Here is a 13,143-nt window from a genome sequence, read left to right as displayed (position 1 = left end):
CCGGCAGCGGCCACAGGACCTGTCGAGTCGACCGAGCCGATTGGAGTCACCGCGCCGGTGACGGTGCCGGGTCCGCCCCGGCTCGCCGGCGGCGCGGTCCTGCTGGCCGCGGTGCTGCCGGCGCCCGGCACAGCCTGGTCCCCCGCCGCGGGCCCCGGGACCGGGCCGGCGCTCGCCGCGGTGGAGAAGTTCGACGACGACTTCGGCGGCGCCACGGACGCCCAGCTGTTCCCCGAGGAGGCCGCGACCCTCACCCGCGCGGTCGACAAGCGCCGCCGCGAGTTCACCACCGGACGGATCTGCGCCCACCGGGCGCTGGAGGCCCTCGGCGTGCCCGCGGTGCCCATCCTCCCCGGGGAGCGCCGTGAGCCGCTGTGGCCGACCGGGGTGGTCGGCAGCATCACCCACACCGCCGGTTACCGGGCGGCCGTCGTCGCCCGCGGCGCGGCAGGTTCGGCGGTGAGCGTCGGCATCGACGCCGAGCCGAACGAGCCGACGCCCGGCGGCGTGCTCCGCGAGATCTCGCTGCCCGCGGAGCGGGACATGCTCACCGCGCTGGGCCGGGAGCACCCGGCTGTCTGCTGGGACCGACTGCTGTTCAGCGCCAAGGAGTCGGTGTACAAGGCCTGGTTCCCACTGGCCCAACGCTGGCTGGGCTTCGACGACGCCGAGCTGACGATCACCGTCGACGCCGGGGCCGACGGCGGGGGCGGGGCCGGCAGCGGTCCCGGTGGGAGCAGCCTCAGTGGGGTCAGTCCCAGCTGGAGCCGGCCCGGTGCGAGTGGTGGGGACGGGCCGTCTGTCGAGGGAGCGCCCATCGCGGGGGCACCTGGGATGGATGCGCGGGGGGTGTTCCAGGCGCGTCTGCTGGTGGCGGGGCCTGCGCTGCCCGGCGGGGAGCTGACCGGTTTCAGCGGGCGCTGGGCGGTGGGCCGGGGCCTGATCGTCACCGCGATCGCCTTCACTCCCCCGACCTGAAACCTGCCGCACCCGCAGCGATCCGCCCGGTCGGGCGGCCAGGTCGGGAAGCGCGGTGCGGGTGAAGATTCGCCGGGGTCGGCCTACCGTGGGTGGGTGTGAGCGTGGTGTTCCTGGAGGCCTCCGGGCCTGCACCGCCCGACCTGTGCTGGGAGCGGTACGCCGTCCCGGCGGCCTGGCCGGGCTGGGCGCCGCAGATCCGGGCGGTCGAGATCGAGAGCGCGGGGCGCGCCCCCGCGGGCACCGCGGGCTTGGCGGGCCCGGCGGGTGCCGCGGCCGGAGCGTATGCCGGGCAGGGCCACGGCACCTTCCAAGGGCACAGCCGCGATCAGGATCATTACGGCTGGCGGCCCTGCGGCGAGGAGCCCCCTGGGGCGGACGCGGGCAGGTGGCAGCGGATCGTTCCCGGGCTGCGCGGGCAGGTGCATCCACTCGCCGGACCGGCGGCGCGGTTCCTTGTCACCGCCGTGGACGAGTTCGAGCGCACCTGGAGCTGGCGGGTCGGGATCGGCCCGCTGCGGCTGGACCTCGACCACGGCGTGGACGCCTGCCTCGACGGCGGCACGTCCACCTGGCTGCGGATCACCGGACCGGGCCCGCTGCCCCACGCCTACGCCCCCCTGGCCCGGGTCGCGTTACGCCGCATCGTCCGCTGACCCGGCACGAGGCGTCCCGCACTTCTCCGACGGGTCTCCGGGCACGGTCAGCGGGCGGGCCGATGCAGGAAGACCTCGATGCCGTCGAGGATGCGCGCCAGCCCGAACTCGTAGTCGGTGTCGCCGTAGCCCGGCGGGCTGTCGAGGGACCCGGTCGCGACGATCTCCATGAGCGCCGGGTAGCGCTCGCGGTCGATCAGCTGGCGCAGTAGCGACCCCCAGGACGGCGGCGGCTCGGCGTCCGCGGGCACGGCCTCGGCGGGCACGGCATTGCCTGCCGGCCCGGCCGCCGAGGCGGCGGCCTCCGCGGAGGCCGCGGAGGTTGCCGAGGCGGGAGCCGCGCCGGGGCGGCAGGCGCGGCGCAGCTGCACCCACAGCCGCGTCTCGGCGCGCACGTACCCGTCGAGGAGAAGCATCACGCTCAGCTTCTCCTCGGGGGTGGCCCGTGTCCCGGCGAGGGCCGCCAGCCCGGCGTCGAGCCAGCGCAACTGGTTGGGGCCCAGCGGCGGGCCGCTGATCGGGGCGTCGAGCGCCCACGGGTGGCGCTGGTAGAGCGAGCGGCACTCCCCCGCCCAGCGCTCGAGCACCGCACGCCAGCCCTCCCCCGGCGCGGGGCCCGGCGGCGGGCTGGCCATGACGGCGTCGAGCATGAGCATGAGCAGCTCGTCCTTGCCGGTCATGTACCGGTAGAGCGACATCGCGGTGAAGCCGAGCCGCTGGGCGAGCCGGCTCATCGACAGCGGGCCCAGCCCCTCCTCGTCGGCGATCTCCACCGCGGCGGTGACGATGCGGGCCAGACTCAGCCCGGGGCGCGGCCCGCGCCGGCCCCGCTCGCGCCGGCCCCACAGCAGGTCGACACCCGGCGGCAGGCCATCCCCCGGCCCTGGCGGCACCTGCGGCTGCGGCGACGGCGCGCCGGCCTCGGCCCCTGTGCCGGCCTCGATGTCCATTCAGCTCCCGCTCGGTCGGCGCGTCCCCGCCGCCATCGTAGTCGTGTACGCGCTACACAACTGTCTAGACCATAATCAGTTTCAGTGGTACACAGTAACCGCACACACTTCTGTGTGCGCCGTACACAGTTGGCGGCGCGCAGACGTGCCGACATCCCCGCCGACACCAGAGGACCGCCCGCCATGCCAAGGACGACCACATGACCACGCCAGCCGAGCAGCAGGCCACGCCCACTGTCCGGGTCCGCGGTCTCACCAGGAGCTACCGGCACACGACCGCCCTGGACGGCGTCGACCTCACCGTGGCGCGCGGCGACGTCCACGCGCTGCTGGGGCCGAACGGCGCCGGCAAGACAACCATGATCCGCATCCTGGCCACACTGCTGCGGCCGGATGCCGGGACGGTCCACATCGCCGGGTACGACGCCCTGCGGGCCGCGCGGCAGGTGCGCGGCGCGATCAGCCTGACCGGCCAGTACGCGGCCGTCGACGAGGTCCTCACCGGCGAGGAGAACCTGGTCATGATGGGCCGCCTCGCCCGGCTGGGGCGGGCCGGCGCCCGCGCGCGCGCCGCCGAACTGCTGGCGCGCTTCGACCTGACCGACGCCCGCACCCGGGCGGTGCGCACCTACTCCGGGGGGATGCGCCGCCGTCTGGACCTGGCCCTCGGCCTCGTGTCCCGACCGCAGGTGGTGTTCCTCGACGAGCCGACCACCGGGCTCGACCCGCGCAGCCGCGCCGAGCTGTGGACGGTCATCCGCGAGCTCGCCGTGGACGGCGTGAGCGTCCTGCTCACCACCCAGTACCTGGAGGAGGCCGACCGGCTCGCCGACCGGGTCACCGTGCTCGACCGCGGGCGGGTCGTGGCCGAGGGGACCCCCGAGGAGCTGAAGTCCCGGTTCGCCGGGCAGCGCCTCGAGCTCACGTTCACCGACGACGCCCACTTCGCCGCCGCGCTGCGGCTGCTCGGCCCCACCGCGGGCGAGCGCGACGCCCGGCGCCGGGCGGTGGACGTCCCCACCGACGGCACCGCCACCGACGTGCGCGCCGTCCTCGACCGGATGCGGCACGCCGGGCTGGAGGTCGGCCCGGTCGCGCTGCGCCGGCCGAACCTCGACGACGTGTTCCTCAGCCTCACCACCGCGAGCCGCACCACCGCGCCGTCCACTCGCCCCACGCCGGCGACGGTCACGCCGGCCGGCGCGTCCACCGCCGGGGTCGCCGCGCGCGGCGCCGGCCAGCCCGCGCCGTCCCGCCGTGAGGAGCCCGCGCGATGACCACCGAACCCCTCGCCCCCGCCGGCATCGCCCCGGCCGAGGGATGGGTGTCCACGCTGCGCTGGGCGGCGGCGGACGCCGCCGTGATGGTCGGCCGCGGCATCCGGCACCTGACCCGCGACCCGGAGACGCTGCTGCTGAGCGTGATCCTGCCGATCAACCTGATGCTGCTGTTCGTCTACGTGTTCGGCGGCGCGATCGACACCGAGGGCGACTACGTCGACTATGTCGTGCCGGGCATCATCCTGCTCTGCGCGGGTTACGGGGCGGCCGCGACCGCGGTCGGTGTCGCCCAGGACACCACGGCCGGTGTCATCGACCGGTTCCGCTCACTGCCGATCTCGGCCGGGGCGGTGCTGACCGGGCATGTCGTCGCCAGCGTCGCGCGTAACGCCGTCTCGACCGCGCTGGTCGTCACGGTGGCGCTGGCCACCGGGTTCCGCCCGAACGCCACCGCCGCGGAATGGTGCGCGACCGCCGCGGTGCTGCTGCTGTTCGTCCTCGCCATGACCTGGCTGTCGGTGGCGCTCGGCCTGCTGGCCGGCAGCCCGCAGGCCGCCAGCGGGTTCACCTTCTTCGTGCTGTTCCTGCCGTACCTGAGCAGCGCGTTCGTGCCGACGGGGACGATGCCGGCCCCGCTGCGGGCGGTCGCCGACCACCAGCCGGTCACCCCGGTGATCGAGACGCTGCGCGGCCTGCTGATGGGAACGCCGATCGGGACAGGCGGGTGGCTGGCGCTGGCCTGGTTCGGCCCGGTGCTGGCCGGGTCATACCTGGCGGCGAAGTTCCTGTTCGGACGGCGTGCGTTCACCGGGCGGGCGGGCTGACCGGTGGTCTCGACACACCAGGACGATGCCGCTCTGAGCTAAGCTGGAGCCGCCACAAGGGCGCGCAAAAGCGCGCTATACGCAGCCACAGACTAGCGGAAAGGGTTGGGGATTGTCAAACGAAGCGGTGCCCGCCGCGGCTGTGCCCCCCGCGCCCCCGGTGCCCTCTGAGAGCGCCCCGGCCCCGGCCGGAGACACCTCCGGGGGCGACGAGCACGCTCGGGAGCAGCAGTACCTGACCATGCTGCACGAGCGGCTGGACGGGCTGCGCGCCGCCGCCGCCGCCGGACTCGCCGAAGCCCTGCTGCGCGACGATCCCGAACCCGGCGCGCGCGCCGACCGCGACGCGCTCGCCGCCCGCCACGCCGACCAGGTCGCCCGCTCCGACGCGATGCGCGACCGGCTGCTGTTCGGCCGGCTCGACATGGCCGACGGCGAGCAGCGCTACATCGGCCGGATGGGTGTCCTCGACCCCGAAGCCGACTACCAGCCGCTGCTCATCGACTGGCGGGCCCCGGCCTCCCGCCCGTTCTACCTGGCCACCGGGGCCACCCCGCTGCACGTCGCCCGCCGCCGCCACATCCGCACCGTCGGGCGGCGGGTGACCCACCTCGACGACGAGGTGTTCGGCCCGACGACCCTCGGCGGCGGGGTCCTCGGCCTGCGGACCCTCGACGGGCTCGGCGCCGACGAGGGCGACCCCGACCTCACCGCCGGCCCGCCCACCGCGGCTGGTGAACCGGACGGCACACCGGCGCACGACAGCCTCGTCGGCGAGGCGGCGCTGCTGGCCACCCTCGGCGCGCACCGCACCGGCCGGATGCGCGACATCGTCGCGACCATCCAGGCCGAACAGGATCGGATCATCCGCTCCGAGCAGGACGGCATCCTCGTCGTCGAGGGCGGGCCGGGTACCGGCAAGACCACCGTCGCGCTGCACCGTGCCGCCTACCTGCTGTACTCCCGGCGCGAGCAGCTGTCCAAGCGCGGGGTGCTGATCGTCGGGCCGAACCCGGCCTTCCTGCGCTACATCGAGCAGGTGCTGCCCTCCCTCGGCGAGACCGGGGTGCTGCTGTCGACCGTCGGCGACCTCTTCCCCGGCGTGCGGGCCCGTCGCGCCGAGAGCACGACCGCCGCGGAGGTCAAGGGCCGGCCCGAGATGGTCGACGTTTTGGCCGCCGCCGTCCGCGACCGCCAGCGGCTCCCCGACACGCCCCTGGAGATCACCGTCGCGGACGGGGTCGCCCGCCTCGACGAGACGATCGTCGTGCCGGCCCGGGCCGCCGCCCGGCTCACCGGACGCGCACACAACCACGCCCGGTCGGTGTTCGTCCGCGAGGTGATCACCGCCCTGACCCGCCAGATCGCCGACCGGTACGAGTCGTCGATCGACGAGGTCGACATCCCGGACTTCGTCGACGACTTCATGCTCTGGCCCGACACCGACGCCGCGCGCGACGCCCTCGGCGACGGTACCGAAGGCGGCGAGCCGGGTGGGGGCAGCGCGGCGGCGGACGGCGGCGACTGGCCCAGCGCGGCCCTGGCCGCCGCGGCGGCGGACCGGCCGGTGCTCGACCCCTCCGACCTGGCCGATCTGCGCCGCGATCTGAGGTCCGACCCCAGGCTCGCCGAGGCGATCGACGGCCTGTGGCCGCTGCTGACCCCGCAGGCGCTGCTAAAGGACCTGTTCGCCTCCGCCGACGCACTGTCGCGCGCCGCCCCCGGGCTGACCGACGCCGAGCGGGCGGCGCTACGCCGCGACCCCGGCGGGGGCTGGGCCCCCGGCGACTGGACACCCGCCGACACCCCGCTGCTCGACGAGGCCGCCGAACTGCTCGGCGACGACCCCCGGGCGGCGATCGACGCGGCCGTCGCCGCGCACCTGGAGCGCCAGCAGCGGATCGACTACGCCGGCGGCGTGCTGGACATCCTCTCCCGCGGCGACACCGAGGACCCCGACGGCGAGCTGCTGATGGCCTCCGACCTCATCGACGCCGACCGGTTCGGCGAACGCCAGGAGGAGGTCGACACCCGCAGCACCGCCGAGCGCGCGGCCGCCGACCGCACCTGGGCGTTCGGCCACGTGATCGTCGACGAGGCGCAGGAGCTGTCCCCGATGGCCTGGCGGATGGTGATGCGCCGCTGCCCGACCCGGTCGATGACGCTGGTCGGCGACGTCGCGCAGACCGGCGACGCGGCGGGGAGCTCCTCGTGGGCGCAGGCGCTCGACCCGTTCGTCGGCCCGCGCTTCACCCTCGAGCGGCTCACGGTGAACTACCGCACCGGCGCGGAGATCATGGACATCGCCGGCGACGTGCTCGCCGCTCAGGAGCGTGGGCTGCGCGCGCCGCGGTCGGTGCGCCGGTCGGGCCGCGCGCCGTGGCGGCTCATGGTCGGCGCCCACGAGCTGGCCGAGCATCTGGAGCAGCTGGTACGTGCCGAGCGCGCGGCGGCCGGCGGCGGGCGGCTGGCTGTGATCGTGCCGCGCTCCCGCCGCGACGAGCTGGCGTCCCTCGCCGAAACCGGGTCCACCGGCCCGCGACCGGACCAGGACGTGGAGGTGGGGGCGCCCGCGCAGGCGGCACCGCACGGCCAGGCGGGCACGGCGGACAGCGCGGACGGGGATCCGGAGCGGCCGGTCGTCGTGCTGACGGTCCGTGAGTCCAAGGGGCTGGAGTTCGACGCGGTCATCGTGGTCGAGCCCGAGCGCATTCTGGCCGAGTCGCCGCGGGGCACCGGTGACCTGTACGTCGCGCTGACCCGGCCGACGAACCAGCTCGGGGTCGTGCACGTCGGCGAGCTGCCGGCGGTGCTGAGCCGGCTGCGACCGCGCGAGGCGACCGGTGGGACAGCCGGCGAGGCGACCGGCGGCGTTCCGGCGGCCGGTCCGGCGGCATCCGGTCGCTGAGGCGCCTCGCGCCGCGGCGCGAGGCGCGGCGGGCTGCGGCCCGGGCGGAGGTCGGTCCGTCCCCGGGACGGGGCACACAGCCCCGTCCCGGGGACGGAATGGAGGTTTCAAGATCGAATTTAGTAGCGAACGGTCGTCAACAGCGTTGACTATCTTGTGTCGGGGGTGCACCAGCCGGTAGTCGAACGATCAGCCCACCGCCGGTCACCCGCCCCGCGCGGTAGACGCGAGCAGCCGATGCCACCGGTCAGGCTCGAGGTTCAGCCACCGGTCGACATCCTCGCGCCACCAGATCCGGGTCCCGTTCCAGGCGGACGTCCGGTTCACGACCCCCGCGGCCGCGGGGGCCGCCGGATCACTGCGCAGCCGGTGATCGACAGCCTGCCGGGTGACGCCCAGCGCCCGGGCGATGTCACCAGACCCGACGAGCAGAGGGAGCTCATCCACCCCGCCGACGCTAACCGCAAAAAGGACGGACGGGATGCCCCGCCGCCCCGGTAGGTGGGGCAGCGCACCCCATCACAGGACCAACGGATGACATACGGGAGCACTCGACCCCTGCGTACGGTGCCACCCGGCCTACGGAGCGGTGCGCTGACGACTCCGTCACGGCGCACCGCGCGGCGGGGAGAACGGTCAGGCGGCCGATCAGGCGCCGATCAGGCGGCGCGCTTCGCCGCGATCCGCTCGCTGTCGGGCCAGCGCACGTCGTGGGCCCAGCCGAGGCGCTCGAACACCGCGATCAGCCCGGCGCTGAGGTCGATCTGGCCGCGCAGCACACCGTGCCGCGCGCTGGTGGGGTCCGCGTGGTGCAGGTTGTGCCACGCCTCCCCGAACGACGGGACGGCCAGCCACCACACGTTGCCCGAGTGGTCCCGGGTGGCGAACGGCGTGGCGCCCAGGACGTGGCAGATCGAGTTGATCGAGAAGGTCACGTGGTGCAACAGGAAGACCCGGACCAGCGACGCCCAGAAGAACGCGGTGAGCGCGCCCGTCCACGACCCCGCCCACAGGCCGCCGACCAGCGGCGGGAGAAGCATCGACACGGCGACGAGCCAGCCGAAGCGGTCCGAGATCCGCCGGATGTCCCGGTCGGCGAGCAGGTCCGGGCAGTACCGCTGGGCATTGGTCCGCCGCGGCGCGAACAGCCACCCGACGTGCGCGTGCAGCAGACCGCGCGCCAACGACCGGGTGCCGGGCCCGAAACGCCACGGGGAGTGCGGGTCGCCGTCACGGTCGGAGAAGCGGTGGTGGCGCCGGTGCGCGGCCACCCAGTCGATCACGCTCATCTCGATCGCCATGCTGCCGGCGAGAGCGAGCGCGATCCGCAGGCCCCGGCGCGCCTTGAACGCGCCGTGGGTGAAGTGCCGGTGGTAGCCGACGGTGATCCCGAGACCGCCGATGACGTACATCACCGCGCCGATGACGACGTCGTGCCAGCTCAGACCCCAGCCCCAGGCGAACGGGACGGCGAGGGCGACCGCCAACAGCGGCCCACCCAGGAAGAGCGCGAGCAGGATCTGCTCGGCGCGGGACTTCGGCCGCGGATCCAACTCGGGCGCGGCGCCCGCCGCCCGCGGCGACGCGGCGACGGCGCCCACGGCGACCGTGCCCATGGCAACGGCGGCGCCCGCGGCGCTCTCCTCCGCGGCGGCCGCGCCCACGGCGGCCTTGGCCGAGGTCCGCCTGCCCGCGGTGCTCACCGGCGGTGGGCACGCCGCCGCCGGGCCCGCCGGCGTGGGCGGCCGCACCGCGACGGCCGTCGCGACCGGCCGGGCCGACTCCACCGGCACGGCGGCGACGGCTGGCGGGGCCGGCTCCACCGGCACGGCCGGCAGTGATGCCCGGGACGTGGCTGTGGCCGGACCGACAGTCAGTAGCACGGGCGGACTCACGCCCGTACGGTCATGGGACATATGGACCCTCTCCAGGTGGCCGGCGACGACACCGCCGACTCTGCTGCGAATCATCGTCCTGGTCAGTGGAGGTGGCGCCCCGGCCTAGGGGGGTCTGACCCCACCCGTACCCGCGGGGGGTGAGCCGCGCCGGCGCCGGCCGGCCCTCGGCGAGGGTGCCCGGCGGGCGCCGGCGGACAGGTACTCGGCCCCGCCCGGCAAGGGCGGGGATACCCACGCCGCCGCGGGTCGATGCGCCGCCGCACCCCGGCCGGTGGCGGTTCACCCGGCGCGGTTCACCCGGGTTCACCCGGCGCGGCCGACGAGCCTGCGCGCCACGGACCGGACGGCGCGCGCCGCCACGGGGCGGCCCGTCGCCCGCGCCCGCCGTCCGTGGGGCACGATCGAGAGCACCATGACGCCGCACACCTCCACGCCCGAGAACACCTCACCCGACCTCGCCCCCGGCGGCAGCGCGCCCGGCGGCACACCCGGCAGCGCGCCGGGCCCGGCCGCCGGCTCGCCGTCGCTGGTCGACCGCCTGCCGGCCGGTCCCGAACCCGACGCGGACGCCCTGTTCGACGCGTTCGGCGCCTGGGTGACCGACCAGGGCCTGGAACTGTATCCGGCGCAGACCGAGGCGCTGATCGAGGTGGTGAGCGGAGCGCACGTCATCCTGGCGACACCGACCGGCAGCGGGAAGAGCCTGGTGGCCACCGGCGCCCACTTCGCCGCGCTCGGCTGGGGCCGGCGCACCTTCTACTCCGCGCCCATCAAGGCCCTGGTGTCGGAGAAGTTCTTCGCGCTGTGCGCGGTGTTCGGCCCGGCGCGGGTCGGCATGATGACCGGTGACGCCTCGGTCAACGAGAGCGCGCCGATCATCTGCTGCACCGCCGAGATCCTGGCGAACATCGCGCTGCGTGACGGTGCCACGGCCGACGTCGGCCAGGTCGTCATGGACGAGTTCCACTACTACGCCGACCCGGACCGGGGCTGGGCCTGGCAGGTGCCGCTCATCGAGCTGCCCGACACGCAGTTCCTGCTCATGTCGGCGACGCTGGGCGACGTCACCCGGTTCGAGGAGGACCTGACCCGGCGCACCGGGCGGCCCACGGCGGTGGTGCGCTCGGCGCAGCGGCCCGTCCCGCTGTTCCACCGGTATGTGACCACCCCGCTGCACGAGACGATCGAGGAGCTGCTCGAGACCCGCCAGGCGCCGGTCTACGTCGTGCACTTCACCCAGGCCTCCGCGCTGGAACGGGCCCAGGCGCTGATGAGCGTGAACGTCTCCACCCGGGCGGAGAAGGACGCCATCGCGGAGATGATCGGCGGCTTCCGGTTCACCGCCGGGTTCGGGAAGACGCTGTCCCGTCTGGTCCGGCACGGGATCGGCGTCCACCACGCGGGGATGCTGCCGAAGTACCGCCGGCTGGTCGAGCTGCTCGCGCAGGCCGGCCTGCTCAAGGTCATCTGCGGCACCGACACGCTCGGGGTGGGCATCAACGTCCCGATCCGCACCGTGGTGTTCACCGCGCTGTCGAAGTACGACGGCACCCGCACCCGGATCCTGACCGCGCGGGAGTTCCACCAGATCGCCGGGCGGGCCGGGCGGGCCGGCTACGACACCGTCGGCAACGTCGTCGTGCAGGCCCCCGAGCACGTCGTGGAGAACGAGAAGGCGCTGGCGAAGGCCGGGGACGACCCGAAGAAGCGGCGCAAGGTCGTGCGCCGCAAGCCCCCCGAGGGCTTCGTCTCCTGGGGCGTGCCGACCTTCGAGCGCCTCGTCGCCGCCGAACCCGAGCCGCTGACGTCGCACCTCGCCGTCAGCCACTCGATGCTGCTCAACGTGGTCAACCGGCCGGGGGACGCGTTCAGCGCGATGCGCCATCTACTCACCGACAACCACGAGTCGCCGGCCGCGCAGCGCCGGCTCATCCGCCGGGCGATCGCGATCTACCGGGCGCTGCTCGCCGCCGGGGTGGTGGAGAAGCTCGACACGCCGGACGAGACCGGGCGCACCGTGCGGCTCACCGTCGACCTGCAGCTCGACTTCGCGCTCAACCAGCCGCTGTCCCCGTTCGCGCTGGCCGCGATCGACCTGCTCGACCGCGAGTCCCCCGACTATCCGCTGGACGTCCTGAGCCTGCTCGAGTCGACGCTGGACAACCCGCGGCAGGTGCTGTCCGCGCAGCAGTTCCGCGCCCGCGGGGAGGCGGTGGCGGCGATGAAGGCCGAGGGCGTCGACTACGACCGGCGGATGGAGCTGCTCGACGAGGTCACCTGGCCCAAGCCACTCGACGAGCTGCTGCACGCCGCGCTCGCCACCTACCGGCGCGGCCACCCCTGGGTCGACGACTACGAGCTGTCGCCCAAGTCGGTCGCCCGGGACATGTACGAGCGGGCGATGACCTTCGCCGAGTACGTCGACTTCTACGGCCTGGCCCGCTCGGAGGGGCTGCTGCTGCGCTACCTGGCCGACGCGTTCAAGGCGCTGCGCCAGACGGTGCCCGAGGACGCGCGCACCGAGGAGCTCACCGACCTCACCGAGTGGCTGGGCGAGCTGGTCCGCCAGGTCGACTCCAGCCTGCTCGACGAGTGGGAGGCGCTGCGCGACCCCGCTCCCGAGAGCCACGCCCCGCCGAGCGGGCTGGTCGAGCGGACCTCGGCGGTCACCGCGAACACCCGCGCGTTCCGGGTGCTGGTGCGCAACGCGTTGTTCCGCCGGGTCGAGCTGGCCGCGCTGCGCCGCTACGACCTGCTCGGCGAGCTCGACGCGGCCGTGGGCTTCGACGCGCAGGCCTGGCGCGACGCCCTGGAGCCGTACTTCGACACGCACGCCGAGATCGGCACGGGGCCGAACGCCCGCGGCCCCGGGCTGCTCATCGTGGAGACCGCCGCGGACCGCTGGACGCTGCGCCAGATCTTCGACGACCCGGCCGGGGACCACGACTGGGGAATCAGCGCCGAGGTGGACCTCGCCGCCTCCGACGAGGCCGGCATCGCCATCCTGCGGGTGACGGCCGTCGACCAGCTCTGAGCGGCTTTCCCGCGGTCCGCTTTCCGGCGGTCGGTCGGGCGGCGTATCGGGCGGCGGGCGCGGCGGCGAACCGCCAATGGCACCGAGGTGTTCATACGCGCTCCGGGCGGTGTGCAACCGGCACCATCGGTCCAGCCCTCCCGCGTAGGTCCTGGAAATGCCGCAGGTGCGGTGCGGCGCGATGCGGTAACGGACGGACATGACGGCCGCCGCGGCCGGCCCGCGGCCTTTCCCGTAGCGGCCCGCGCCCGGCCGGGCCGGGCATCGCGCACCGGCGTCCACCCACGACCAGGGGTGACGGCGGCGACTGTGGACACGAGCCCGAAAGACGCCACCGGCCTGGTATTTACCCAACCCCAGCGGCAGACATTCTCATAAACCAACCACCGGATACACAACTGACACCATGCCGGGAATCGGCAAAGAACACCGGACGACGGATCCCGTCGATCCATGTCAACGGAGAACGAACGGTCGATCACCGCACCCCACGCGCCGCCGTGGCACGCCGGCGCGCTCCCCGCGGCGCCGCGCGGCGGTGCGCGGCGGCGGGATCCACGCGCCGCACACGGGGATCCGGCGGCGGTGGCGGGCCCACGCGACCGGGCCACCCCC

At 74.7% G+C, this 13,143-nt stretch carries 9 protein-coding genes; 6 read left to right on the top strand and 3 right to left on the bottom strand.

Going from position 1 to position 13,143, the window contains the following annotated elements; genetic code table 11:
• The first annotated feature begins 57 nt into the window (after positions 1–57).
• Positions 58–978 (top strand): 4'-phosphopantetheinyl transferase family protein, encoded by a 921-nt coding sequence (locus AC559T_RS21535; protein ID WP_498869886.1) that lies wholly within the window; start codon positions 58–60, stop codon positions 976–978.
• 98 nt (positions 979–1,076) lie between these two features.
• A complete protein-coding gene (locus AC559T_RS21530; RefSeq protein WP_498869875.1) occupies positions 1,077–1,634 on the top strand; it encodes an SRPBCC family protein in 558 nt (185 codons plus the stop codon).
• 47 nt (positions 1,635–1,681) lie between these two features.
• Here AC559T_RS21530 and AC559T_RS21525 read toward each other — a convergent pair whose 3' ends face one another.
• Complete coding sequence (locus AC559T_RS21525; RefSeq protein ID WP_498869874.1) at positions 1,682–2,584, bottom strand: TetR/AcrR family transcriptional regulator; 903 nt, start codon at positions 2,582–2,584, stop codon at positions 1,682–1,684.
• Between the two features lie 200 nt (positions 2,585–2,784).
• On the opposite strand from AC559T_RS21525, the gene AC559T_RS21520 reads away from it, so the two are divergent.
• The 3 genes from AC559T_RS21520 to AC559T_RS21510 all read left to right on the top strand — a co-directional run bounded on the left by AC559T_RS21520 (position 2,785) and on the right by AC559T_RS21510 (position 7,596).
• Positions 2,785–3,861 (top strand): ATP-binding cassette domain-containing protein, encoded by a 1,077-nt coding sequence (locus tag AC559T_RS21520; RefSeq protein WP_498869873.1) that lies wholly within the window; start codon positions 2,785–2,787, stop codon positions 3,859–3,861.
• Positions 3,858–4,688 carry an ABC transporter permease gene (locus AC559T_RS21515; protein ID WP_112109142.1) on the top strand — a complete coding sequence of 277 codons (831 nt, stop codon included), beginning with the start codon at positions 3,858–3,860 and terminating at the stop codon, positions 4,686–4,688. The genes AC559T_RS21520 and AC559T_RS21515 overlap by 4 nt, the downstream gene beginning before the upstream one ends.
• A gap of 241 nt (positions 4,689–4,929) precedes the next feature.
• Complete coding sequence (locus AC559T_RS21510; protein WP_498869885.1) at positions 4,930–7,596, top strand: HelD family protein; 2,667 nt, start codon at positions 4,930–4,932, stop codon at positions 7,594–7,596.
• 204 nt (positions 7,597–7,800) lie between these two features.
• On the opposite strand, the gene AC559T_RS21505 is transcribed toward AC559T_RS21510, so the two are convergent.
• Both AC559T_RS21505 and AC559T_RS21500 read right to left on the bottom strand, forming a co-directional pair.
• The gene (locus tag AC559T_RS21505; RefSeq protein WP_006539918.1) at positions 7,801–8,043 is read right to left on the bottom strand and encodes a hypothetical protein; all 243 of its coding nucleotides are present in this window, start codon (positions 8,041–8,043) and stop codon (positions 7,801–7,803) included.
• A gap of 212 nt (positions 8,044–8,255) precedes the next feature.
• Complete coding sequence (locus tag AC559T_RS21500) at positions 8,256–9,491, bottom strand: acyl-CoA desaturase (protein WP_235015130.1); 1,236 nt, start codon at positions 9,489–9,491, stop codon at positions 8,256–8,258.
• A gap of 415 nt (positions 9,492–9,906) precedes the next feature.
• Here AC559T_RS21500 and AC559T_RS21495 point away from each other — a divergent pair, with 415 nt between their 5' ends.
• Positions 9,907–12,528: a DEAD/DEAH box helicase gene (locus tag AC559T_RS21495; RefSeq protein ID WP_498869884.1), complete on the top strand. Its 2,622-nt coding sequence runs from the start codon at positions 9,907–9,909 to the stop codon at positions 12,526–12,528.
• Positions 12,529–13,143: the final 615 nt, after the last annotated feature.

The sequence above is a fragment of the Frankia sp. Hr75.2 genome, assembly GCF_949319125.1.
In the GTDB taxonomy this organism is placed as follows: Bacteria; Actinomycetota; Actinomycetes; order Frankiales; family Frankiaceae; genus Parafrankia; species Parafrankia soli.
This window is presented reverse-complemented; position numbering and strand designations above follow the sequence as displayed.